Origin of the sequence: Streptomyces pactum, from assembly GCF_016031615.1 — a bacterium.
Lineage (GTDB): Bacteria > Actinomycetota > Actinomycetes > Streptomycetales > Streptomycetaceae > Streptomyces > Streptomyces pactus.
In genome coordinates this window covers 1,342,839-1,366,571 of sequence record NZ_JACYXC010000001.1, presented here as the reverse complement: position 1 = coordinate 1,366,571, position 23,733 = coordinate 1,342,839, and the positions used below count along the sequence as shown (strand labels likewise).

20 protein-coding genes are annotated in these 23,733 nt (G+C 73.5%); 14 read left to right on the top strand and 6 right to left on the bottom strand.

Annotated features, from left to right (window positions below; translation table 11 throughout):
• Positions 1-35: 35 nt before the first annotated feature.
• Positions 36-2,132 (bottom strand): transketolase, encoded by a 2,097-nt coding sequence (tkt, locus tag IHE55_RS05470; RefSeq protein ID WP_197987993.1) that lies wholly within the window; start codon positions 2,130-2,132, stop codon positions 36-38.
• A 435-nt stretch (positions 2,133-2,567) separates the two neighbouring features.
• Here tkt and IHE55_RS05465 point away from each other — a divergent pair, with 435 nt between their 5' ends.
• Both IHE55_RS05465 and IHE55_RS05460 read left to right on the top strand, forming a co-directional pair.
• The gene (locus IHE55_RS05465; protein WP_197987992.1) at positions 2,568-3,545 is read left to right on the top strand and encodes a heme o synthase; all 978 of its coding nucleotides are present in this window, start codon (positions 2,568-2,570) and stop codon (positions 3,543-3,545) included.
• A gap of 427 nt (positions 3,546-3,972) precedes the next feature.
• Positions 3,973-4,332 carry a hypothetical protein gene (locus tag IHE55_RS05460; protein WP_197987991.1) on the top strand — a complete coding sequence of 120 codons (360 nt, stop codon included), beginning with the start codon at positions 3,973-3,975 and terminating at the stop codon, positions 4,330-4,332.
• Between the two features lie 326 nt (positions 4,333-4,658).
• On the opposite strand, the gene IHE55_RS05455 is transcribed toward IHE55_RS05460, so the two are convergent.
• The 3 genes from IHE55_RS05455 to IHE55_RS05445 all read right to left on the bottom strand — a co-directional run bounded on the left by IHE55_RS05455 (position 4,659) and on the right by IHE55_RS05445 (position 7,875).
• Positions 4,659-5,684, bottom strand: coding sequence for a COX15/CtaA family protein (locus tag IHE55_RS05455; RefSeq protein WP_197987990.1), 1,026 nt, complete (start codon positions 5,682-5,684; stop codon positions 4,659-4,661).
• Positions 5,685-6,047: 363 nt separating this feature from the next.
• Positions 6,048-6,827, bottom strand: a complete 780-nt coding sequence (locus tag IHE55_RS05450; protein WP_197987989.1) for an ABC transporter permease — start codon at positions 6,825-6,827, stop codon at positions 6,048-6,050.
• A gap of 94 nt (positions 6,828-6,921) precedes the next feature.
• On the bottom strand, positions 6,922-7,875 hold the full coding sequence (locus tag IHE55_RS05445) for an ABC transporter ATP-binding protein (RefSeq protein WP_197987988.1): 954 nt from the start codon (positions 7,873-7,875) through the stop codon (positions 6,922-6,924).
• A 168-nt stretch (positions 7,876-8,043) separates the two neighbouring features.
• Between IHE55_RS05445 and IHE55_RS05440 the strand changes: the two genes are divergently transcribed.
• The 9 genes from IHE55_RS05440 to IHE55_RS05400 all read left to right on the top strand — a co-directional run bounded on the left by IHE55_RS05440 (position 8,044) and on the right by IHE55_RS05400 (position 15,892).
• Positions 8,044-8,871: a helix-turn-helix transcriptional regulator gene (locus IHE55_RS05440; RefSeq protein ID WP_197987987.1), complete on the top strand. Its 828-nt coding sequence runs from the start codon at positions 8,044-8,046 to the stop codon at positions 8,869-8,871.
• Positions 8,868-10,289 carry a Fe-S cluster assembly protein SufB gene (gene sufB / locus IHE55_RS05435; RefSeq protein ID WP_197987986.1) on the top strand — a complete coding sequence of 474 codons (1,422 nt, stop codon included), beginning with the start codon at positions 8,868-8,870 and terminating at the stop codon, positions 10,287-10,289. Before IHE55_RS05440 ends, sufB begins: the two co-directional genes overlap by 4 nt.
• 81 nt (positions 10,290-10,370) lie before the next feature.
• Complete coding sequence (gene sufD / locus IHE55_RS05430; protein WP_197987985.1) at positions 10,371-11,543, top strand: Fe-S cluster assembly protein SufD; 1,173 nt, start codon at positions 10,371-10,373, stop codon at positions 11,541-11,543.
• Positions 11,540-11,875: a non-heme iron oxygenase ferredoxin subunit gene (locus IHE55_RS05425; protein ID WP_197987984.1), complete on the top strand. Its 336-nt coding sequence runs from the start codon at positions 11,540-11,542 to the stop codon at positions 11,873-11,875. The genes sufD and IHE55_RS05425 overlap by 4 nt, the downstream gene beginning before the upstream one ends.
• A gap of 7 nt (positions 11,876-11,882) precedes the next feature.
• Positions 11,883-12,647 carry a Fe-S cluster assembly ATPase SufC gene (gene sufC / locus IHE55_RS05420; RefSeq protein WP_197987983.1) on the top strand — a complete coding sequence of 255 codons (765 nt, stop codon included), beginning with the start codon at positions 11,883-11,885 and terminating at the stop codon, positions 12,645-12,647.
• On the top strand, positions 12,644-13,900 hold the full coding sequence (locus tag IHE55_RS05415) for a cysteine desulfurase (RefSeq protein WP_197987982.1): 1,257 nt from the start codon (positions 12,644-12,646) through the stop codon (positions 13,898-13,900). Before sufC ends, IHE55_RS05415 begins: the two co-directional genes overlap by 4 nt.
• 10 nt (positions 13,901-13,910) lie before the next feature.
• Complete coding sequence (gene sufU / locus IHE55_RS05410; protein ID WP_197987981.1) at positions 13,911-14,375, top strand: Fe-S cluster assembly sulfur transfer protein SufU; 465 nt, start codon at positions 13,911-13,913, stop codon at positions 14,373-14,375.
• Positions 14,372-14,746, top strand: a complete 375-nt coding sequence (locus IHE55_RS05405; RefSeq protein WP_232265457.1) for a metal-sulfur cluster assembly factor — start codon at positions 14,372-14,374, stop codon at positions 14,744-14,746. Before sufU ends, IHE55_RS05405 begins: the two co-directional genes overlap by 4 nt.
• Before the next feature lie 264 nt (positions 14,747-15,010).
• On the top strand, positions 15,011-15,892 hold the full coding sequence (locus tag IHE55_RS05400) for a hypothetical protein (RefSeq protein WP_197987980.1): 882 nt from the start codon (positions 15,011-15,013) through the stop codon (positions 15,890-15,892).
• On the opposite strand, the gene IHE55_RS05395 is transcribed toward IHE55_RS05400, so the two are convergent.
• A complete protein-coding gene (locus tag IHE55_RS05395; protein ID WP_197987979.1) occupies positions 15,873-16,640 on the bottom strand; it encodes a hypothetical protein in 768 nt (255 codons plus the stop codon). The genes IHE55_RS05400 and IHE55_RS05395 overlap by 20 nt on opposite strands.
• 254 nt (positions 16,641-16,894) lie before the next feature.
• On the opposite strand from IHE55_RS05395, the gene dapD reads away from it, so the two are divergent.
• The 3 genes from dapD (at position 16,895) to IHE55_RS05380 (ending at position 20,433) form a co-directional block, all read left to right on the top strand.
• On the top strand, positions 16,895-17,893 hold the full coding sequence (dapD, locus tag IHE55_RS05390; RefSeq protein WP_197987978.1) for a 2,3,4,5-tetrahydropyridine-2,6-dicarboxylate N-succinyltransferase: 999 nt from the start codon (positions 16,895-16,897) through the stop codon (positions 17,891-17,893).
• A 690-nt stretch (positions 17,894-18,583) separates the two neighbouring features.
• Positions 18,584-19,132 carry a SigE family RNA polymerase sigma factor gene (locus IHE55_RS05385; protein WP_197991799.1) on the top strand — a complete coding sequence of 183 codons (549 nt, stop codon included), beginning with the start codon at positions 18,584-18,586 and terminating at the stop codon, positions 19,130-19,132.
• Positions 19,129-20,433 carry a hypothetical protein gene (locus IHE55_RS05380; protein WP_197987977.1) on the top strand — a complete coding sequence of 435 codons (1,305 nt, stop codon included), beginning with the start codon at positions 19,129-19,131 and terminating at the stop codon, positions 20,431-20,433. Before IHE55_RS05385 ends, IHE55_RS05380 begins: the two co-directional genes overlap by 4 nt.
• A 523-nt stretch (positions 20,434-20,956) precedes the next feature.
• Here IHE55_RS05380 and IHE55_RS05375 read toward each other — a convergent pair.
• Entirely contained in the window at positions 20,957-22,783 is a 1,827-nt protein-coding gene (locus tag IHE55_RS05375; RefSeq protein ID WP_197987976.1) for a DUF8508 domain-containing protein, read from the bottom strand.
• Between the last annotated feature and the right edge of the window lie 950 nt (positions 22,784-23,733).

The following is a 23,733-nucleotide window of genomic DNA, read 5'->3' as shown; positions in this document are numbered from 1 at the left end:
GAAAATTGCATCTCCATACTTGGTCTCTACGGGCATCAGCGACCGGCGGCGGCCAGAGATTCCCGGGCGGCCCGCGCCACCGCGTCGGCGGTGAGCCCGAACTCACGGAACAGCACCTTGTAGTCGGCACTTGCCCCGAAGTGCTCCAGCGACACGACGCGTCCCGCCTCGCCGACGTACCGGTACCAGGTCAGGCCGATGCCCGCCTCGACGGCCACCCGCGCCCGGACCGACGGCGGCAGCACGCTGTCGCGGTACGCCTGATCCTGCTCCTCGAACCACTCCACGGACGGCATCGACACCACCCGGGCCGGCACGCCCTCGGCCTGCAGCAGCTCCCGGGCCTCGACGGCGAGCTGCACCTCGGAGCCGGTGCCGATCAGCACCACCTGCGGCTCGGTGCGCCCGCCGTCCGGCCCCTCGGCCTCCAGCAGCACGTACCCGCCCCGGGCGGCGTTCTCGTCGGGCGCGTAGGTCGGCACGTTCTGCCGGGTCAGCGCGAGGCCGTGCGGGGCCGGCCGGTCGGCGTGCCGGCGCAGGATCTCCCGCCAGGCGATCGCCGTCTCGTTGGCGTCCGCGGGCCGGACGACGTTCAGCCCGGGGATGGCCCGCAGCGCCGCGAGGTGCTCCACCGGCTGGTGGGTCGGACCGTCCTCGCCCAGGCCGATGGAGTCGTGCGTCCACACGTAGGTGACCGGCAGCTTCATCAGCGCGGCCAGCCGGACGGCCGGGCGCATGTAGTCGGAGAAGACCAGGAAGGTGCCGCCGTACACCCGGGTGTTGCCGTGCAGCGCGATGCCGTTCATGGTCGAGCCCATGGCGTGCTCGCGGATGCCGAAGTGGATGGTGCGGCCGTACGGGTCGGCCTCCGGCAGCGGGTTGTCCTTCGGCAGGAAGGAGGAGGTGGGGTCGATGGTGGTGTTGTTGGAGCCGGCGAGGTCGGCCGAACCGCCCCACAACTCCGGGATCACCCCGCCCAGCGCCTTGAGGACCTGCCCGGACGCCTTGCGGGTCGCCACGTCCTTGCCGGGCTCGAAGACCGGCAGCGTCTCCTCCCAGCCCTCGGGCAGCTCACCGGCGGCGATCCGGTCGAACTCGGCGGCCCGCTCGGGGTTGGCGTTGCGCCACTCCTTGAACCGCCGGTCCCAGGCGGTACGCGCCTCCCGGCCCCGGTCCACCACCGCGCGGGCGTGCCGGAGCACCTCGTCCTCGACCTGGAAGTGCTGCTCGGGGTCGAAGCCCAGCACCCGCTTGGTGGCCGCCACCTCCTCCTCGCCCAGCGCCGAGCCGTGCGAGGCCTCGGTGTTCTGCGCGTTCGGGGCGGGCCAGGCGATGATGGTGCGGGCGGCGATCAGCGAGGGACGCCCGGTCTCCTCCTGGGCCGCCTTCAGCGCCGCGTACAGCGCGTGGACGTCGAAGTCGCCGTTGGGCGCCTGCTCGATCCGCTGCACGTGCCAGCCGTACGCCTCGTACCGCTTCAGCACGTCCTCGGAGAGCGCGGTCGCGGTGTCGCCCTCGATCGAGATGTGGTTGTCGTCGTAGAGGGCGACCAGGTTGCCCAGCTTCTGGTGGCCGGCCAGCGAGGACGCCTCCGCGGAGATGCCCTCCTCCAGGTCGCCGTCGGAGACGATCGCCCAGATGGTGTGGTCGAACGGCGAGGTGCCCTCGGGGGCGTCCGGGTCGAACAGGCCGCGCTCGTAGCGGGCGGCCATGGCCATGCCCACCGCGTTGGCGATGCCCTGCCCCAGCGGGCCGGTGGTGGTCTCCACGCCCACGGTGTGGCCGTGCTCCGGGTGGCCCGGGGTCCGGCTGCCCCAGGTGCGGAACGCCTTGAGGTCGTCCAGCTCCAGGCCGTAGCCGGAGAGGTACAGCTGGATGTAGAGGGTCAGGCTGGTGTGGCCCGGCGAGAGGACGAACCGGTCGCGGCCGACCCAGCCGGGGTCCGACGGGTCGTGCCGCATCAGTTTCTGGAAGAGCAGGTACGCCGCGGGCGCCAGGCTCATGGCCGTGCCAGGGTGGCCGTTACCGACCTTCTGTACGGAATCCATGGCCAGAACACGGACGGTGTCGATGGCCCGCTGGTCCAGTTCGGTCCACTCGTCGAGCTCTGTGGTGGTCGGCTTGGTGCTCACCCTGGGTCAGGGCTCCTCTCCACATGTCGAAATCGGTGACGATGCGTACACCGGCGCGTTGAGCCTACCGGCTGGCGGAAAGGGGATTTCTGCCGCCGCGACACCCGTGCCGCGGGCCGGCGACCGCCTTCCCGCCCGTGCTCCCGGGCCCCGCCGGCCGGCCCGCGGGGCCATCTCCAGGGTGCCGGGCCGCGCCGGAGTTCGCCTCCCGGGCGGGGAGCGACGCCGGTGACGGCGCCGGCGGCGGGTGCCCGGCCCGCCGGCCGGGCCCGCTCCCGGTGCCGGTCCGGTACCCGGCACGGCGGGTGTCAACACGACCGACCCCCGCGACTGGCCGGGTACCCGCTGCGTCTAGAGTGGCGTGGTACGCGCAAGTCTTTACCGGAGTTTCATGTCCGGTGCTTGCTGGTTCTGCTGCTTCTACCAGGGGTGTGCGTGACGGCCGTCGAATCCCGTCCTGCGGCGGGTGGGGATACCTCCCGAGCCCGAAGGGCCGCGGGAGAGCTCGCTGCGATCCCCGGTCACCATCCGCTCGGGGCCCGTGTCAAGGCGTTCGTGGCGCTGACCAAGCCCCGCGTCATCGAACTGCTGCTGATGACGACGGTCCCGGTGATGTTCCTGGCGGCCGAGGGCGTGCCCGACCTGGGGCTGGTCCTGGCCACCTGCATCGGCGGCTACCTGTCCGCCGGCGGCGCCGGTGCGTTCAACATGTACATCGACCGGGACATCGACGCGCTGATGGAGCGCACCTCGCAGCGTCCGCTGGTCACCGGCGTGGTCACGCCGCGCGAGTGCCTGGTGTTCGCCAGCACCCTCGCCGTCGGGTCCACCGTGTGGTTCTGGGTCCTGGTCAACCCGCTGTCGGCGATGCTCTCGCTGGGCGCGCTCCTGTTCTACGTCGTCGTCTACACGATGTGGCTCAAGCGGCGCACCGCGCAGAACATCGTCTGGGGCGGCATCGCCGGCTGCATGCCGGTCTTCATCGGCTGGTCCGCGGTGACCAACTCGGTCTCCTGGGCCGCGCTCATCCTCTTCCTCGTCATCTTCTTCTGGACGCCCCCGCACTACTGGCCGCTGTCGATGAAGGTGAAGGACGACTACGAGCGGGTCGGGGTGCCGATGCTGCCCGTCGTCGCGGGCAACCAGGCGGTGGCCCGGCAGATCGTCCTGTACAGCTGGGTCATGGTCGGCGTGTCCATGCTGCTGTGGCCGCTGGGCTACACCGGCTGGTTCTACCCGGTGGTGGCCGCCATGCTGGGCGCGTTCTGGCTCAAGGAGGCGCACGGCCTCCAGGCCCGCGCCAAGGCCGGGATCACCGGGTCGAAGTTGAAGGAGATGCGGCTGTTCCACTGGTCGATCACCTATGTGTCGCTGCTCTTCGTCGCGGTCGCGGTGGACCCCTTCATCCGCTGACCCGCCCCTCGTCCGCCGGACCGCCGGCCCCTGACACGTCCCCCCGGAGCGACCGACCGCCCGGGGGATCGTCGTCGGTGGGGTCGGTAAGACCGGTGCGGTCGGCGGGGCGGCCGCGGCGGAGGTCCGGTGGCGGCAGGGGGGAGCGGGGGGCGGGCCGGAGGGCCGGAGGGCCGGCACGGGGTGTACGGCCACTCCGGCGGGGCGTAGGTACGGACCGCCCGGCAAGCCGTACGCACGGGCCGCTCGGCACGGCCCAGGTGCGCGACGCCGGACGCGGCCCGGATGCGCGACGCCGGACGCGGCCCCGGTGCACGACCGCCCGCACCGGTCCCGGTAGGCTCCCGTCCGCCGGGGTCCGTAGCGCTCCGCGGGGGCGCCCGGACGGCTCTTCCTCCGTCGATTACCCGCGGGTAGCATCAGCGGTATGGCAGACACCAAGCAGGCGGACACCGAGCAGTCGGCGGGCACGGACGCGCGGGCCGAGAAGCACGCCCAGCGCCTCGCCCGGCAGATCACCTCCTTCGCCCGGAGCCACGGCGGCAGTGCGGAGGGCCAGCTGGCGCACATCGCCCGGGGCAGCATCCGGATCGCGCTCGTCGGCGCCAACGGGGAGTGGGGCAACCTGGTGGCCCCCTCGTACGAGGCCGCCCGGCGCGCCGCCGAGCTGGCCGGCCTGACCCTGCACGACGACTTCGACGGCGAACTGGCGGCCAAGGTGCGCACCGGCCGGTACGAGTGGTCCCGGATGGCCGGGATGCAGCTCGGCGGCCCCGCCAACGACTGAGCGGCGGCCCTTCGCGGTGGGCCGGACGGGTGGTCCGCCCGGCCGCGGCTCCTTCAGGCCCCTGGCCTCGCGGGAGCCGGCCGCGTGCCGCCGGGACGCGGAGCCGCCCGGTGGTACGGCAGCGGCCCTGCGGGTCGGGAGCTCGGCCGTCCGCGCGCCCGACCGCCTGTGAGCCCCGGGCTGCCCGCGCAAGGTGCCCGTCCCGACCGTGGGGCGCACCGCGAACCGAACGGAGAAAAAGAGGGGGTGCCCCCGGCCATCGCGGCCGGGGGCACCTCCTTCGACGTGTCCCGCGGGACGCTTCCGCGCGTCGCGCGGCAGGCCGGCTACCGTCCGGCGAGCGCCCGGTCGGCTCCGGCGGGCTCGGCCGGTGCGGCGTCCGCCGTCTCCCCGGTGAGGTCCCGGGCGGTGCCGCCGGTGGCCCCGGGGTCCGTCCCCGCCCGCTCGCGCTGGGCCAGGAAGACCCGCAGCACCGCGATCCACACCAGGCACGAGCCGAACATGTGGGCGCCGACGACCACCTCGGGCAGGTGGGTGAAGTACTGCACATAGCCGATCACGCCCTGGGCGAGCAGCACCACGAACAGCTCCACCACGGTGCGGCGCGGTGCGGCGGCGGCGCCGACCGCGCGCAGGGTGAACCACAGCGCGACGGTGAGCCCCACCACGATGTAGACGAAGTCCACGTGCAGCTGGGTGATCTCCTGCCAGTCCAGCGGGATGCGGTGCACCTTCTCCGCGTCGCCGGCGTGCGGCCCGGCCCCGGTGACCACGGTGCCGATCACGATCAGCGCCGCGGTCGCGAGCACCAGCAGCGACGTCAGCTGGCGCACCGGCCGGCTCACCAGGTCGCGGGGCGCGGCGTCACTCTCCCGGGTGCGCTGCCAGGTGATCACGGCCACCGTGAGCAGTGCGGTGGAGAGCAGGAAGTGCGAGCTGACGATGTACGGGTTGAGGCCGGTGAGCACCGTGATGCCGCCGACCACCGCGTTGCCCATCACGATCCAGAACTGCACCCAGCCCAGCCGGGTGAGCGAGTGGCGCCAGGGCTTGTGGCAGCGGGCGGCGAGGATCACCAGGCCGACCACCGCGCACAGCACGTAGGTCAGCAGCCGGTTGCCGAACTCGATGACGCCGTTGATGCCCATCGCGTGGGTCGGCGTCAGGCTCTCCTCGGTGCACGTCGGCCAGGTGGGGCAGCCCAGCCCGGACTGGGTGAGCCGTACGGCGCCGCCGGTCACCACGATGACCACGGCCATCACCACGGCGGCCAGGGCGGCCCGGCGGACGAAGCGCGCGGAGGGATGCCAGCGGCTGGCGAGCAGCTCGAAGAGGTTCAGCGATTTCGGCACGCCACTCATGGTAGGCGGGTGCTTGTGCAGCTTTTCACGAGGGGTGGGCGACACCTCCGGCGCCATCGGGAGCCGGGCGGCTCCTCGGGCGGACGGGGGCCGGGCCGGCCGCTCCGCGGTACGGGTGTCCCGCCCGGGCGGGGCCGCGTACCGCGCCCGTAGGGGTGCCCCGGAGGGGGCCGCGCACCCGTGGACCGTACGGGGGCCACGCTGACCCGTACGGGGGCGGCGCCCGGTTCGTACGGGGGCGCCCCGGGCGCCGGGGCGCCCCTCGCCGGGGGCGTGCGGGGCGCGCCCGCGGCCTGCAAGCCCCCGGCCTGCACGCCCGGGCACGGCCCACGGGCGCCACCGGTGGGAGCGGGGTTACTCCCAGCGGAAGAACCGGGCCGCCGCGCCGAGCCCCAGCACCGCCCACCCGGCCAGGATGCCCAGGTCGGCCCAGGGCATCGCGGCCCCGTCCCGGAGCACGTCCCGCAGGCCGTCGGAGAGGGCGGTGATCGGCAGCAGCCCGAGCACCGCCTGCGCGGCGTCCGGGAACTTCTCCAGCGGCACCATCACCCCGCCGCCCACCAGCAGCAGGATGAAGACCAGATTGGCCGCCGCCAGGGTCGCCTCCGCCTTCAGGGTGCCGGCCATCAGCAGACCGAGTCCGGAGAAGGCCGCGGTGCCCGTCAGCAGCAGCGCGAGGACCGCGAGCGGATTGCCGTGCGGCGACCAGCCGAGCGCGAAGGCGATGCCCACCAGCAGCCCCACCTGGAGCGTCTCGGTGATCAGCACCGAACAGGTCTTCGCGGTCATCAGCGCCCAGCGCGGCAGGGGCGAGGAACCCAGCCGCTTGAGCACCCCGTACCGCCGTTCGAAGCCGGTGGCGATGGCCTGGCCGGTGAAGGCGGTGGACAGCACCGCCAGCGCCAGCACCCCGGGGGCCAGGAAGTCCACCGGCTCGCCGCCGCCGGTGTCCACCACGTCCACGATGTCCACGGTGCCGAAGAGCACCAGGATCAGGGCCGGGATGACCGCGGTCAGCAGCAGCTGCTCCCCGTTGCGCAGCAGCATCCGGGTCTCCAGCGCGGCCTGGGCCCGGATCATCCGGCCCAGCGGGGCGGCGCCGGGCCGGGGGGTGAAGGTTCCGGTGGCGCTCATCCGCGGGTCTCCTCGGCGGTCGGCCCCCGGCGGATCCCCGCCGCGGGACGGTTCCCGCCGGGACCCGGACGGGCGGCGGGGGACGGATATCCGGTCACGATCGCAGCTCCTTGCCCGTCAGCTCCAGGAAGACGTCCTCCAGGGTGTGCCGCTCGACGGAGATCCGGTCCGGCATGACGCCGTGCTGCGCGCACCAGGAGGTGACCGTGGCCAGCAGCTGCGGGTCGATCCCGCCGGTGATGCGGTAGCTGCCCGGGGTCAGCTCGACGGCGGTGGTGCCGGCCGGCAGCGCCTTGAGCAGGGAGGTCAGGTCCAGGGCCGGGCGGCCGGTGAAGCGCAGGGTGTTCTCGGCGCCGCCCCGGCACAGCACCTCGGGGCTGCCCCGGGCGATGACCTTCCCGGCGTCGATGATCGCGATGTCGTCGGCGAGCTGCTCGGCCTCGTCCATGTGGTGGGTGGTGAGCAGCACCGTCACCCCGTCCGCGCGCAGGTCGCATACGAGGTCCCAGGTGGCGCGGCGGGCCTGGGGGTCCAGGCCGGCGGTGGGCTCGTCGAGGAAGACCAGCTCCGGGCGGCCGACGACGGCCATCGCCAGGGCCAGCCGCTGCTGCTGCCCGCCGGAGAGCCGCCGGTAGGAGGTGCGCCCGCAGGAGCCCAGCCCGAGCCGGTCCATGAGCATGTCCACGTCCAGCGGATGGGCGTGCAGCCCGGCGATGTGCCGGAGCATCTCCTCGGCGCGGGCGCCGGAGTACACGCCCCCGGACTGGAGCATCACCCCGATCCGCGGGCGCAGCTCGGCCGCCCGGGCGACCGGGTCCAGGCCCAGCACGCGGACGGTGCCCGCGTCGGGTCGCCGGTAGCCCTCGCAGATCTCCACGGTGGTGGTCTTGCCCGCTCCGTTGGGGCCGAGGACGGCGGTGACGGTGCGGGGGGCGACGGACAGGTCCAGCCCGTCCACCGCGGTCTTGCTCCCGTACCGTTTGACCAGGCCGGTCACCTCGACGGCGGGCGCCTCCCGGTCGCGGCCGGGGGAGGGCTCTTCTCGCATGCCGGGCAGTCTACGAAGCGGCGGGCCGTGGTGCGGCGGCAGGTCGCGCGGTCGCGGCGGGGTGATCGTTTCCGCAGGTCAGGTTAGGTTTCCCTAAGTGACGCAATCCACCGTGGTGGCCCGAACGGGCGCTTGTGCGGTTCCCGAGAATTACGCAACAATGGCGTTGTGAAATACGCGAGCGAGGACCGGAAGGGACGCGCGGCCAGGCCGGTCGCGGGGCCCCGCGCGTCCGCGCCGGGCGGCCCCGCCGCCGCCGCGTCCACGCACGATGAACAGCAGGGCACCCGGAACCGGGTGGCCCGCTCCATTCTCGACCACGGCCCCTCCACCGCCGCCGAGCTGGCGCTCCGGCTGGAGCTCACCCAGGCGGCGGTCCGCCGCCACCTGGACGCCCTGGTGGCGGAGGGGGTGGTGGAGCCGCGGGAGAAGCGGGTCTACGGGGCCCGCAGCCGCGGCCGGCCGGCCAAGGTCTTCGCGCTCACCGACTGCGGGCGGGACGCCTTCGAGCAGGCGTACGACCAGCTGGCGGTGGATGCGCTCGGCTGGATCGCGCGGAGCGCGGGCGGCGGGGCGCGGGGCGAGGCCGCGGTGGCGGAGTTCGCCCGGGCCCGGCTCGCCGCCCAGGCGGAGGGCTACCGCCGGGCGATCGAGGCCGCCGGCCCCGAGAAGCGCGCCGAGGCGCTGGCCAGGGCACTCACCGCGGACGGGTACGCTGCCACGGCGCGCAGCGCGCCCAACTCGTCCCACGGTGAGCAGCTCTGCCAGCACCACTGCCCGGTCGCCCACGTCGCCGAGCGGTACCCGCAGCTGTGCGAGGCGGAGACCGAGGTCTTCTCCCGCCTGCTCGGGACCCATGTGCAGCGCCTCGCGACCATCGCCCACGGCGACGGTGTGTGCACCACGTTCATTCCGCGCGGCGGGGCACAGCCGGGCAGCACCCGTCAGACCACCACAGCACCATCTACCAGCACGGCCGGGAGGAACCCCGAATGACTCTCCCCACGGAGACCGCTCACCCTGAGCTTGAGGGTCTGGGCAACTACGAGTACGGCTGGGCCGACTCCGACGTCGCCGGCGCTTCGGCGCGGCGCGGCCTCTCGGAGGAGGTCGTCCGCGACATCTCGGCCAAGAAGTCCGAGCCGGAGTGGATGCTGAAGCTGCGCCTGAAGGGCCTCAAGCTCTTCGACAAGAAGCCGATGCCCACCTGGGGCTCCGACCTGTCCGGGATCGACTTCGACAACATCAAGTACTTCGTCCGCTCGACCGAGCAGCAGGCGGCCTCCTGGGACGATCTGCCCGAGGACATCAAGAACACCTACGACAAGCTGGGCATCCCGGAGGCGGAGAAGCAGCGGCTGGTCGCCGGTGTCGCCGCGCAGTACGAGTCCGAGGTCGTCTACCACCAGATCCGCGAGGACCTGGAGGAGCAGGGCGTCATCTTCCTGGACACCGACACCGCGCTCAAGGAGCACCCGGAGCTGTTCCAGGAGTACTTCGGCACGGTGATCCCGGCGGGCGACAACAAGTTCGCCGCGCTGAACACCGCCGTGTGGTCCGGCGGCTCCTTCATCTACGTGCCGAAGGGCGTGCACGTGGAGATCCCGCTCCAGGCCTACTTCCGGATCAACACCGAGAACATGGGCCAGTTCGAGCGGACGCTGATCATCGTGGACGAGGACGCCTACGTCCACTACGTCGAGGGCTGCACCGCGCCGATCTACAAGTCGGACTCGCTGCACTCCGCGGTGGTCGAGATCATCGTGAAGAAGGGCGGCCGCTGCCGCTACACGACCATCCAGAACTGGTCGAACAACGTCTACAACCTGGTCACCAAGCGTGCCGTGGCGTACGAGGGCGCGACCATGGAGTGGGTGGACGGCAACATCGGGTCCAAGGTCACCATGAAGTACCCGGCCGTCTATCTGATGGGCGAGCACGCCAAGGGCGAGACCCTGTCCATCGCCTTCGCGGGCGAGGGTCAGCACCAGGACGCCGGCGCCAAGATGGTGCACATGGCGCCCCGCACCTCCTCCAACATCATCTCCAAGTCGGTGGCGCGGGGCGGCGGCCGCACCTCGTACCGCGGTCTGATCGAGATCGGGGAGGGCGCCGAGGGCTCCAAGTCCAACGTGCTGTGCGACGCCCTGCTGGTGGACACCATCTCCCGCTCCGACACCTACCCGTACGTGGACGTCCGCGAGGACGACGTGTCGATGGGCCACGAGGCGACGGTCTCCAAGGTCAGCGACGACCAGCTCTTCTACCTGATGAGCCGCGGACTCTCCGAGGACGAGGCCATGGCGATGATCGTGCGCGGCTTCGTGGAGCCGATCGCGCGCGAGCTGCCCATGGAGTACGCGCTGGAGCTCAACCGGCTGATCGAGCTGCAGATGGAAGGCGCGGTCGGCTGACGCCGCCCCTTCCCCCGCCCCGCGGTCCGGGGCGACCGACGCGAACGCAACACGAGGCAGAGAGAGAGCAGTACGACAGCCATGGCTGAAACCATTCCGGCCGGCAGCACCACCGACGGTGCGATCCAGGTGGGCGCCCAGCCCACCGACGCGCGGGTCACCGCCCCCGCCTCGTACGACGTGGCGGACTTCCCGGTGCCGCACGGTCGCGAGGAGGAGTGGCGCTTCACTCCGCTGGAGCGCCTGCGCGGCCTGCACGACGGCACCGCCGTCGCCGACGGCGGCGTCAAGGTCGAGGTGACGGCCCCCGAGGGCGTCACCGTGGAGACCGTCGGCCGTGACGACGCGCGCCTGGGCAGGGCCGGGAAGCCGGTGGACCGGGTCGCCGCCCAGGCGTACAGCTCCTTCGAGAAGGCGTCCGTGGTCACCGTGGCCAAGGACGCCGTCCTCACCGAGCCGGTGCGGATCGCGGTGCACGGCGAGGGCGGCACCGCCTTCGCCCACCAGCTGGTGGAGATCGGCGCGTTCGCCGAGGCCGTGGTGGTCATCGACCACACCGGGGACGCCACCCTCGCCGCCAACGTCGAGTTCGTGGTCGGCGACGGCGCCAAGCTCACCGTGGTCTCGGTCCAGGACTGGGCCGACACCGCCGTCCACGCCGCCCAGCACACCGCGCTGGTCGGCCGCGACGCCTCCTTCAAGTCGGTGGTCGTCACCTTCGGCGGCGACCTGGTCCGCCTCCACCCGCGGGTCGTCTACGGGGCCCCCGGCGGCGAGGCCGAGCTGTACGGCCTGTACTTCACCGACAACGGCCAGCACCAGGAACACCGTCTCTTCATCGACCACGACACCCCGCACTGCCGCAGCAACGTCGCCTACAAGGGCGCGCTGCAGGGGCAGGACGCGCACGCGGTGTGGATCGGCGACGTCCTCATCCGGGCCGCCGCCGAGGGCACCGAGACCTACGAGCTCAACCGCAACCTGGTCCTCACCGACGGCGCCCGCGTCGACTCGGTCCCCAACCTGGAGATCGAGACCGGTGAGATCGTCGGCGCCGGCCACGCCTCGGCGACCGGCCGGTTCGAGGACGAGCAGCTGTTCTACCTGATGGCGCGCGGCATCCCGGCCGAGGAGGCCCGCCGCCTGGTGGTCCGCGGCTTCTTCGCCGAGCTGGTCCAGCAGATCGGACTGCCGGACGTCGAGGAGCGGCTGCTCGCCAAGATCGAGGCAGAGCTGGAGGCGTCCGTAGCATGACCGCAGCCTTCGTCCGCGCCTGCGCGCTGAGCGAGCTGGAGGAGGACACCCCCAAGCGGGTGGAGCTCGACGGCACCCCGGTGTCGCTCGTCCTCACCGAGGGCGAGGTGTTCGCGATCAACGACATCTGCTCGCACGCGAACGTCTCCCTCTCCGAGGGCGAGGTGGAGGACTGCTCCATCGAGTGCTGGCTGCACGGCTCCAGCTTCGACCTGCGCACCGGCAAGCCCTCCGGCCTGCCCGCGACGCGCCCCGTCCCCGTATACCCCGTAAAGATCGAAGGAGACGGCCCAGACGCTTCTGTGCTCGTCTCCGTCACCCAGGAGTCCTGAGGCACCCATGGCAACGCTTGAGATCCACGACCTGCACGTCTCCGTCGAGGCCGAGAACGGACCCCGCGAGATCCTGCGCGGCGTCGATTTGACCGTGAAGCAGGGCGAGACCCACGCCATCATGGGCCCGAACGGCTCCGGCAAGTCCACGTTGGCGTACTCCCTCGCCGGTCACCCCAAGTACACCGTCACCGGCGGCACCGTGACCCTGGACGGCGAGGACGTCCTGGAGATGTCCGTGGACGAACGCGCCCGGGCCGGCGTCTTCCTCGCCATGCAGTACCCCGTCGAGGTGCCCGGCGTCTCCGTCTCCAACTTCCTGCGCACCTCCGCCACCGCGATCCGCGGCGAGGCGCCCAAGCTGCGCACCTGGGTGAAGGAGGTCAAGGAGGCCATGGAGCGCCTCCACATGGACCCCTCCTTCGCCGAGCGGAACGTCAACGAGGGCTTCTCCGGCGGTGAGAAGAAGCGCCACGAGATCCTCCAGCTGGAGCTGCTGAAGCCGAAGATCGCGATCCTCGACGAGACCGACTCCGGCCTGGACGTGGACGCGCTGCGCATCGTCTCCGAGGGCGTCAACCGCGTCCGCGAGACCGGTGAGGTCGGCACCCTGCTGATCACCCACTACACGCGCATCCTGCGGTACATCAAGCCCGACCACGTCCACGTGTTCGCGGGCGGCCGGATCGCCGAGTCCGGCGGACCGGAGCTGGCGGACAAGCTGGAGGCCGAGGGCTACGAGGCGTATGTGAAGGGCGGCGCGACCGTATGACCCAGCTGCCGGGCCTCCTCGACACCGAGGCGATTCGCAAGGATTTCCCGATCCTGGACCGCGTGATCCACGACGGGAAGAAGCTCGTGTACCTGGACAACGCGGCGACCTCGCAGAAGCCGCGCCAGGTGCTCGATGTGCTGAACGAGCACTACGAGCGGCACAACGCCAACGTTCACCGCGGCGTGCACGTGCTCGCCGAGGAGGCCACGGCGCTGTACGAGGGAGCCCGCGACAAGATCGCCGCCTTCGTCAACGCTCCCAGCCGCGACGAGGTGATCTTTACCAAGAACGCCTCGGAGTCGCTGAACCTCGTGGCCAACATGCTCGGCTGGGCCGACGAGCCCTACCGGGTGGACGGTGACACCGAGATCGTCATCACCGAGATGGAGCACCACTCCAACATCGTGCCCTGGCAGCTGCTGTCGCAGCGCACCGGCGCGACGCTGAAGTGGTTCGGTCTCACCGACGACGGCCGGCTGGACCTGTCGAACATCGAGCAGGTCATCACGGAGAAGACCAAGGTCGTCTCCTTCGTGCTGGTCTCCAACATCCTGGGCACCTTCAACCCGGTCGAGGCGATCGTGCGCCGCGCCCAGGAGGTCGGCGCCCTGGTGGTGGTGGACGCCTCGCAGGCGGCCCCGCACATGCCGCTGGACGTCCAGTCCCTCCAGGCCGACTTCGTGGCGTTCACCGGCCACAAGATGTGCGGCCCGGACGGCATCGGCGTGCTGTGGGGGCGGCAGGAGCTGCTGGAGGACCTGCCGCCGTTCCTCGGCGGCGGCGAGATGATCGAGACCGTCTCGATGCACTCCTCCACCTACGCGCCCGCCCCGCACAAGTTCGAGGCCGGTACCCCGCCGATCGCGCAGGCCGTGGGCCTGGGCGCGGCGGTGGACTACCTCACCTCGATCGGCATGGACCGGATCGCCGAGCACGAGCACGCGATAACCGCCTACGCGCTGGAGCGGCTGCGGGAGGTCCCGGACCTGCGGATCATCGGCCCCGCCACGGCCGAGGACCGGGGCGCCGCGGTCTCCTTCACCCTGGGCGACATCCATCCGCACGACGTCGGCCAGGTCCTGGACGAACTGGGCATCGCGGTGCGGGTCGGCCACCACTGCGCCCGGCCGGTCTGCCTGCGGTACGGAATTCCCGCCACCACGCGAGCGTCTTTCTATCTGTACTCCACGCCGGCCGAGGTCGATGCCCTGGTCGCCGGGCTGGAGCACGTTCGCAACTTCTTCCGGTAGGGGCTGCCTCGTGAAGCTGGATTCCATGTACCAGGACGTCATCCTGGACCACTACAAGCACCCGCACGGCCGCGGGCTGCGCGAGGGTGACGCCGAGGTCCACCACGTCAATCCGACGTGCGGCGACGAGATCACCCTGCGGGTCCGGCTCGCCGGTGAGACCATCGCCGATGTGAGCTACGAGGGCAACGGCTGCTCCATCAGCCAGGCCAGCGCCTCGGTCCTCAACGAGCTGCTGGTCGGCAAGGAGCTGGCCGACGCCCGCCGCATCCAGGAGACCTTCCTGGAGCTCATGCAGTCCAAGGGCAAGATCGAGCCGGACGACGCGATGGAAGAGGTGCTGGAGGACGCGGTGGCGTTCGCCGGTGTCTCCAAGTATCCGGCGCGCGTGAAGTGCGCGCTGCTGAGCTGGATGGCCTGGAAGGACGCCACCGCCCAGGCCCTGGACGAGACCGCTGCGAGGAAGACCGGATGACCGACAGCACCGACACCACCACCGCCGCGGAGACGCCGGCGACCGCCGCCGTGGGCACCACGCCCGCCACGGAGGACGAGGTCCGGGAGGCGCTGTACGACGTCGTCGACCCCGAGCTGGGCATCGACGTGGTCAACCTGGGCCTGATCTACGGCATTCACATCGACGACGCCAACATCGCCACCATCGACATGACGCTGACCTCCGCGGCCTGCCCGCTGACCGACGTCATCGAGGACCAGGCGAAGTCGGCCACCGAGGGCATCGTCAACGAGCTGCGGATCAACTGGGTCTGGATGCCCCCGTGGGGCCCCGACAAGATCACCGACGAGGGCCGGGAGCAGCTCCGCGCCCTCGGGTTCAACGTCTGAGAACCGGGCGGCGGCCCCGGCCCCGGGCAGCCCGGAGGACGGGACGCGCCGGCTCTCCGGGCGCTGACGAAACGGTTCGCCCCGTCGGTCGTGGAGACCTCGGGCGCGACGGCGGTCCCGCCACTCCCTCTCGGGGTGGCGGGGCCGCCGTTTCGCCTGTCCCGCCACTCCCTCTCGGGGTGGCGGGGCCGCCGTTTCGCCTGTCCCGCGTACGACATCGCCGGTGATCCGTAACCAGCGCCGGGGTACGGCGTTGGGTCCGGCGTGGAAGAGCGCCCCAGCGACCGGCCGCCGCCGGACAAGACCTTTCTGGAGAAGGCCGCGATCGTGGTCGCGCCCGGCTCGGTCATCTTCGCGATGCTGTACTACCTGGGCCGCACCCGGGTGAACGCCTACTACTCGGTGTTCGGGATCTCCGTGACCGAGCTGGGGCTGTCCACCGAGGAGTTCCTGCTCGCCAGCCCCAACGCCACCTTCTTCCCGCTGTGGATCCTGCTGCTGGCCGGACTGGTCGGGCTGATGGGTTTCGCCCTGCTCGACCGCCGGCTGGCCCGGACCCAGGGGTCCCGGACACGGCGGCGCATCTACCGGGCGGCCGCGGTGGCCGGCGCGGTGCTGCTGCTGTTCTCCTTCATCGCCGTCTACGTCCGGCCCGGCTGGTACGTTGCGCCGCTGCTCGGGGCGCTGGGGGCGGCGGCGGCCCTCTTCGGGCTGGCGCTCCGGCGCAGCGGGTCGCGGGCCGCCGCCGCAGGGCCGGCCCCCGGCGGCGGCCGGGAGCGGCTGCGCACCCTCGTCGGCGCGGTACTGGTGGCCATGCTCACCCTGTGCGTGTTCTCCGGGGTGGCCTGGTACGTGCACCGGGAGGGCAGGGCGGTGGCGCTGCGCGAGCTGAGAGAGGGCCTGGACGACCGGCCCAGCGTGCGGGTGTACGCCGACAAGCCGGTGTTCGGCATCCCCGAGCGGCTGCTGGAGAAGTACCAGCCCTACCGCTACGTGTACGACCGGTTCGCCGTGCTGACCACGTCGAGCACCCGCTACTACCTGGTGCCCCGGACCCCGCCGGTGGGACGGCTGGTGACCATCCGGCGGGACGACCCGACGATGCGGGTGGAGGTCGAGCAGGCGGTCATGAGGCGGGGGCGGTGACCCCCGGGTCCGGCGCGGACGGCTCCACCGGCGGCGGGGTGTCCGGCGGTGGTTGGACGGGCGGCTCGGTCGAGGGCCCGGTCGGCCCCTCGCTTTCCCCGCCGGTGGGTCCGGTCGGTCCGGTGGGGCCGGTGGGTCCGGTCGGCCCGGTGGGCGGCGGAGCGGTGCCCCCCGGCGAACGGGGGGTGGTGGTCTCGCCGCCCCCCGGCAGCGCCACCGCGCCGACCTCGGCCCGGATGTCCGGGGCCGACCCGTCGAAGTCCACCATCAGCTCCGCGGTACTGCTGCCCGCCGAGCTGGGGACGAAGCGGAACAGCACCTGACAGGACTTGCCGGGCTCCAGCGTCTTCCCGGAGCATCCGTCGTACGGCTTGCTGATCTCGCCCTGCCGGGCCGCCCGGGCCGGCGCACCCCCGGTCGAGGAGCGCTCGCGCATGGCGGCGTCCTTCACCTTCTGCGCCTGTTCCGTCTCGTTGCGGATCCTGGCCGCCAGCTCCGCCTTGTCGCCCGCCTTCACCTCCGGGAACTCGGGTTCGCCCTTGGTCGGCTCACCGCTGTCGGTGGAGAACTCCACCTCCGACCGCTTGGCGCCGCTCTCCACGTCGGGCAGCGCCGAACCGCCGGAGGGTGAGCAGCCGGGCAGCGACAGCACCATCCCGGCCAGCAGCGGCACCACGACCCCGCGGCCGACCGCCCGCCGGCGCCCGGACCGGCCGCCGGCGCCGGGGCGTGCCGTGGTACCGGACATGACATCCCTCCGCTTCCGTCTGCGCACCACGATGGCCCGGTGGTCGGGTCGATGTGCCGATCGAGCCTCGCACGCCGGTACGCACCGGGCGGGCAGCCGCCACGCCGGGCGGCCGCCGGTCACCCGGCCAGGCGCACCCGTTCCGGGCACCGGACCCGCCGGCCGGGCGGTGCGCCGGGCGCGCCGGGCGGTGCGGTGCCCGGTCACCGAGACCGGTTCGCCTCCGAAGCCCCCGTCCGGTTAGCGTTCGTTTCATGACCGACGCAGTAACCACCCCGAACCCCCGCACCACCGGCGCCGTCGCCGCCGGCCTCGCCACCGTCGCCGCCGACGGCACCGTCCTGGACACCTGGTTCCCCGCCCCCGAGCTGGTCGCCGAGCCCGGCCCGGCCGGCACCGAGCGGCTCTCCGCCGAGCGCGCCGCCGAACTCCTGGGCGAGGCCGCGCCGCGCGCCCTGGGCGCCGACCCCCGCCGCGGGGTCGAGGTGGTGGCCGTCCGCACGGTCATCGCCGCCCTGGACGACAAGCCGCTCGACGCCCACGACGTGTACCTGCGGCTGCACCTCCTCTCGCACCGCCTGGTGCGCCCGCACGGCCAGAACCTCGACGGCGTCTTCGGCCTCCTCGCCAACGTCGCCTGGACCAACCTCGGTCCGGTCGCGGTGGACCAGGTGGAGCGGGTCCGGCTCGCCGCCCGTGCCGAGGGCCTCCAGCTCAACGTCACCAGCGTGGACAAGTTCCCGCGGATGACCGACTACGTCACCCCGGCCGGGGTGCGCATCGGCGACGCGGACCGGGTCCGGCTGGGCGCCCACCTCGCCGCCGGCACCACCGTCATGCACGAGGGCTTCGTCAACTTCAACGCCGGGACGCTGGGCACCTCCATGGTCGAGGGGCGGATCAGTGCCGGTGTGGTGGTCGGCGACGGCTCCGACATCGGCGGCGGTGCCTCGATCATGGGCACCCTCTCCGGCGGCGGCAAGCAGACCATCTCCATCGGCGAGCGCTGCCTGCTCGGCGCCGAGGCCGGCATCGGCATCTCGCTGGGCGACGAGTGCATCGTCGAGGCCGGGCTGTACGTCACCGCCGGCACCCGCATCTCGCTCCCGGACGGCCAGGTCGTCAAGGCGATGGAGCTGTCCGGCGCGGACAACCTGCTGTTCCGCCGCAACTCCACCACCGGGACCGTCGAGGCGCTGCCGCGCACCGGCTCCTGGGGCGGGCTCAACGCGGTGCTGCACAGCAACGACTGAGCCGCCGCCTCCCCACCCCGTCAGCGGCCCGCGCCCGTCACCGGCGCGGGCCGCTGCCGTGTGTACCGGGGTGCGGGGGCCGTGGTTCCCGGCCGGCGGGCCGGGCCACCGCCGGCGGAGAGATGGAGGCGGGGCGCCGCCGGTGTGGGGCCGGAGGCCGGGCGTCCTCGCGGGCGACGGGCTGCGGGGGCGCTGCGGTGTGCGCCCGGAGGCCGGGGCCGGGCCGCCGGAGGAGAGACCGGCCTGCCGGCCACCGACCGCACGTCCGCCGGTCTCCGGGCACCGGTCTCATGTTCGCCTGTTTCCGTGGCCGGGCTCCGCGCCCGTGTCCCGCTGCCGGGCCGCCGCGTGCTCCGGCCGTCGCGGGGACGGCGGCGCGTGCCCCGGGCCCGTTCTGCCGCCGGCCCCTCAATGTGCCGGAATCTTGGCGTGCCGGGACCTCGCATGGCGGCCACCGGCCCGCCGCCGGTCGCCGCGGGCCGGTCGTCCGGGTGGGCGTCGTCCACCGGCGCGTTCGCGTCTCGGTGCGCGCCTCGGTGCGGTGCGCCGGGCGCGCCCACCCGGACGGCGGGGCACCGGGCGCCCCGGACGGAACCGGCCGCGATCTCCCGCCGCGGACAGGCATAGCGCCGCGGGCCCACAAGCGTCTGAGGGGGCAGTGCAGAGGTCCGAGGAGAAGTGAAGGTGACGATGGATGCCGAAGCCGAGGAAGAGTTCCGGGAGTTCGTGGAGGCGAGGTCGCCGGAACTGCTGAGACTCGCCGTCCTGCTCAGCGGCGGTGACCGGCACGCCGCCGAGGACCTGTTGCAGAGCGCGCTGATCAAGGTGGCCGCCCGCTGGCACCGGATCGAGGACCCCGAGCCGTACGTCCGCCAGGTGCTGTACCGCCAGCAGATCGGCCGGTGGCGGCTGCGCTGGCGCCAGCGGGAGGTCACCGTCGCGGCCCCGCCGGAGCGCGGCACCGGTGACGCGTCCGGTGGTACGGAGCTGCGCGTCCTGATGCGCGCGGCGCTGTCCCGGCTGACCCCGCGCCAGCGGACCGTGCTGGTGCTGCGGTACTTCGAGGACCTGCCGGAGACCGAGGTCGCCCGGCTGCTCGGCTGCTCGGTGGGCACCGTGCGCAGCACCACCCACCGGTCGCTGGCCAAACTGCGCGGCATCGCCCCCGAGCTGGAGGCACTGCGCACCGGACCCGACCGCCCCACCTCTGACCTGCGGCCCGTGGAGGTAGCCCCGTGAATGTCGAAGAACTGGTGCGCGAATCGCTCCGCGAGTGGCCCGGGGAGGAGCTGCGCCCCTCGCCCGGCCTCGCCGACCGGGTGCTGCGCCGCCGGCGCCACCGCCGGATCCGGACCACCCTGGGGGTCGCCGCGGCCACCACCGCGGTGCTGGCGGCCGCGGTCGCCGTGCCCGTGCTCGACCGCGCCGGCGAGGGCGCGCCGGTGGCGGGCAGCACCGTCGGCGAAGGGGTGCTCGCGGACCCGGACCACGCGCCGCCGATGAAGCTGATCGCGGCGGGGAAGGTCGCCATGTCCGGCTACCGCATCTCCAGCCGGGTGCCGCAGGCCAACGGTGACGAGCGGACCGTCCACCGGTGGCGGATGGTGAACCCCCGGACCGGCCACTACGACGAGACCGGGTGGGCCTGGCTCGACGTGGCCCCCGGGCTGAGGACCGCCGCCGTCCTGGAAGGGCCGCTGCCGGCCCGGCGGATCGGCCTGGTCGACACCGCGACCGGTGAGGTCCGGCGGTGGATCGGCACGGACCGGGGCGTGGCGTCGGTCCAGTGGTCCCCGGACGGCAGCCGGCTGCTCGCCACCGCCTACGGCGAGGACCCCGACCGCTTCCGCCACGACGCGCCGGAGTCCGGGCAGGCCGCCGGCCGGACCGGGTTCGTGGTCGTGGAGGTGGCCTCCGGCCGGGCGGAGTGGCACCCGGTGCCCGCCGGGAGCGGCGAGGACGACGCCACCACCGGCGGCCGGGAGAAGTGGGGGCCGGCCGGGGAGCCCGCCCCGGGCGGCCGGCAGCGCGACGACGTCACCCCCCGCGAGGACGCCGAGTGGAGCCATGGCGGTGACCTGGTCCGGGTGCCGTACGGCAGCAGCGGGCGCTACTACGAGCCGGACGGCACCGAGGTCGCCGACCCGCCGGTGGACCCGTACACCGGCTTCCCCCGGGGACCGATGCGGCCCGACGGCCGCATCGTCGAGGCGGAGCCGGTGGAGGGCGTGGCAGCCGGCCTCTCCTACACGGTCACCGGCCGTGTCACCGAGCCCCCCGCCGCCGGCGAAGAGGCCGGTGGGAAGAAGCGGCTCAGGCCCGCCCGGCCGCTGGTGACCTGGGCGGACGACCAGCGGATGATCGTCTGGAGCTGCTCCCCGGACGACTGCGCGGGACGCGGCCGGGACCGCAGTCGGCTGCTGCTGGTCACGGTCGGCGCGGACGACACCGATGACCGGGACGGCACGGAGGTCACGCTCTCCGGTCCTCGCGCCGCGGACGGCGACGATCCGTGGACGCCGGTCTTCAGCCGCCGCTGACCGGCCCCCAGGGCCCTTGGGCCCGGTGTGGGCCGGGCCCGGCCGGGAGTCCCGGTCCGGCTCGCTCCGGCCCGGTCCGGGTGCTCGTCCGCTCCGGTCCAGGGTCCCCGTCCGGGCCGGGTCCGGGGTCGGGCTCGTGCCCGGACGGGCCGGGGCGGCCGGGGGACCGGGCGGGTGTCCGGGGGGCCGGGTGTCGCCACCGCGCCGCCCGGGCGCGCCCTGCCGGGAGGGCCCCGGCCCGTGCGGCGATCGGCTCACGCGGTGGCTGCGGCCCCGGGCGGCGATCCGGGCCCGGGGCCGCACCCGGCGCGTGCCCCGCGGGGCGAGCGCCGCCCGGGCGGAGGGACGTGCCGAGAAGCGCCGGGCCGACCGGACGTCCCTCCGGGATCCGGGTGCGGCCGGGGGCGGGCGCCGACGTGCCCCGAGGGGCGGAGTGGCCGGGCCGAGGGGCGCGCAGGGGGAGCGGGGCCGGACCGGCGCCGGCCTCCCCGGCAGTCCCGGCAGGCCGCGCGCGCCGTGGACGTTACGGCTTGATGCGCGCGACCTGCGGGTCGTGGTCGCTGGCCTGGTCGGCGAACTCGGCGTTGATGTGCACGATGTCGTACTCGACCTGGCGCACGTGGCGGCTGGTCAGCACGTGGTCCAGCACCTGCGAGTTGCCGTTGTAGACGTACCCGTAGCGCTCCTGGCGCGGCAGTCGCCGGACCAGGTCGGTGAGCACCCCGCCGTCGGTCAGCGTGCGCAGCGCCGGGGAGAACTCGTAGTCGTTGAGGTCGCCGGCGACCACCACGTCGGCCCGCGGGTCGATCGCGAGCAGTTCCTTGACGAAGGTGTTGACCAGCTTCGCCTGCGCGCCGCGCTGCTTCTCCGAGCCGCGCGCCGGCTGCTGGAAGCGGCTGTCCAGGCCCTGGTCGCCGCCCTTGGAGTTGAAGTGGTTGGCGATCACGAAGACCGGTCGGCCGCGGAAGGAGAACTGCCCCACCAGCGGCTTGCGGCTGTCGGTCCAGGCGCTGTCGGCCGGCTCGATGCGGCCGGGGGAAGCGGACAGGCCGAGTTCGCCGTCACGCTCCACGGCCCGCACCGCGGTGGTGGCGTCACCGCCGGGGACGTCGGTGAAGGACACCCGCTCGGGGTTGTAGAGGAAGGCCACCCGGATGTTGCCGCCGGGCTGCCCGCCGTCCTGGTCGTCCACCGGGTCGATCTGCCGCCACCGGTAGGCGGGGCCGCCGGCGGCGACGATGGCGTCGGTGAGCTTCTTCAGCGTGGCGTCGGCGCCGGTCACCGCGTCGTTGGTGGTCCCGTTGTCGTCCTGGACCTCCTCCAGCGCCACGATGTCGGGGGAGGCCAGGTGGGTCACCAGGGCCTGCGCCAGCCGGTCGAACTTGGCCTGCGAGGTACGGGCGGAGAGGTTCTCCACGTTGTAGGTGGCCACCGCGAGTTCGTCGGCCGCCTGCGGACGGGTGGTCTCCCGCCCCCGCCCGCCGTCGGTCAGCTCGCCGAGCCGGGTGGCCTGGATCTCGTAGCCGCCGTAGTTGTCGTAGTCCAGCGGGCCCTCGGTGGTGCCGGTCAGCTCGTCACCGACGTCCGCCACCGGGAACGGGGTCTGGGCGTACGGGATGAGCGAGGCCACCTTCACCCGGCCCGGGTTGGGGTCCCGGTAGGAGGAGTAGAGCACCCCGCCGCCGGCGGTGCGGTTGTGGTGCGGCTCGGCGGTGACCCACAGCTCCTTGTGTTCGCTGGTGGCGCCGGTGACCGGGGCGTTCCGTACCGCGACCACCATGCCCTCCACCGACTCGTAGCGGTCCAGGGCGTAGGAGTGCGGACGCAGCCGGAGGCCCTCGATGCTGCCGCCGCCGGCGTCCGGGGCGTACCGGCCCGGCACCGACGAGGGGCTCAGGACGAAGGCGGCCGGGAGGGGGTTGCCCGGGGAGAGCACCGTCCAGGTGGCCTTGGTGATCTCGGTGACGGACTGGAGCCCGGCGTCCACGCCGCCCGGGTAGTACTCGGTGACGGTACCGGAGACCTCCACCGCGTCCCCGACGGCGACCGACGGGGTGGTGGAGCCGGTGAAGACGAAGACGCCCTCGCTGGTCGCCGGGTCCCGGTCGGGCCGGGTGTCCTGTATCCAGAAACCGCGCGCGGAGCCGAAGGCCCGGACGCCGGTCACGACGCCGGGCACCTGGGAGACCTGCCGGCCGGCGAGCGGGGACACCCGGGTGTCGCCCTGGATGTCGTGGATACGGATCTCGGACGCGGAGGCGGACTGCGGGACGGCGAGCAGGCCGGCCGTGAGCGCCGAGGCGATGACGGCGGTGACGGCGGCGGATCGGCGCAAGGCGCGGGCGGACATGGCGGAGGGCCTCCGATGGGGGAGAGAAATAAGGGGGGAATTGACCTCTACGCGCGTCAATCTCTTGCGTGAGCATGGCAATTGTCAAGGCTCGCCGGGTGTACGGTGCCCGGCCGGACGGTGAACCGCGGGTGCCGGCGGGCGGCCGATCCAGGCGGTTCACCGGCCGGGGTTCGTGGTCGGACGGGCGGTGGCCCGCGGACACCGGGCGGCCCGCGATGATGCGCGCCGCGGTGCCGGTGCCCGCGGACATGCGGTCCGGTCCTCGCCGGGGCCCTCGATGGCCCCGCGCCGCTGGTGGTCGCGGACGGCGGAGGTGCCTTTCCTGGTCCGTCGGCGGCGCGGGCCGGGGGAGCGCGGGGCGGCCCCGCGCCGGGGGGTGCGGGAGGCGCGGTCGGGAGCGCGGGGCGGGCAGGGGTGCGGGGGCGAGGTGCGGCGGGTCGGGGCGGGCCCCGCCCGCCGGGCGTGGGGGCGCGTCGGGGCGGGGCTCCCGGCGCACGCCGGGGCACGGCACGTGCCCGGGGGCTCGCACCGGAGTCCGGCGCGTGACCGCTACGGGACGGCGGGCCGGGGCGCAGGCGAGCGTACGGCGGCGGGGGGAGTGCGGCGGGCCCGGCGACCGGTGCGGGGCCCGCGGTGTTCAACCGACCCGCCCGGGTCCGGCCGGCCCCCCTGACCGGCCGGGCCCGCCGCCTGCCCTCGGCCCAGGAGCCTCCTGCCGTCCGTCCTGGGCCCGGATGCGCCCGCCCCTCGGCCCGGGCCCCGCAGTCCGTCCTCGGCCCGGATGCGCCGCCCCGGTTCGGGCGCCGCCACCTCGGCCCGGGCGGCGTGGGGTCCGCGCCACCGTCTACGCGGGCCTGCGCCGCCCGCGCCCGGCGTGTTCCGGATGCGGCCGCGCGCCCCCATGGCCGAATACGTCCGCCGCCGCCGGGAGCAGGCCCACCGGGCAC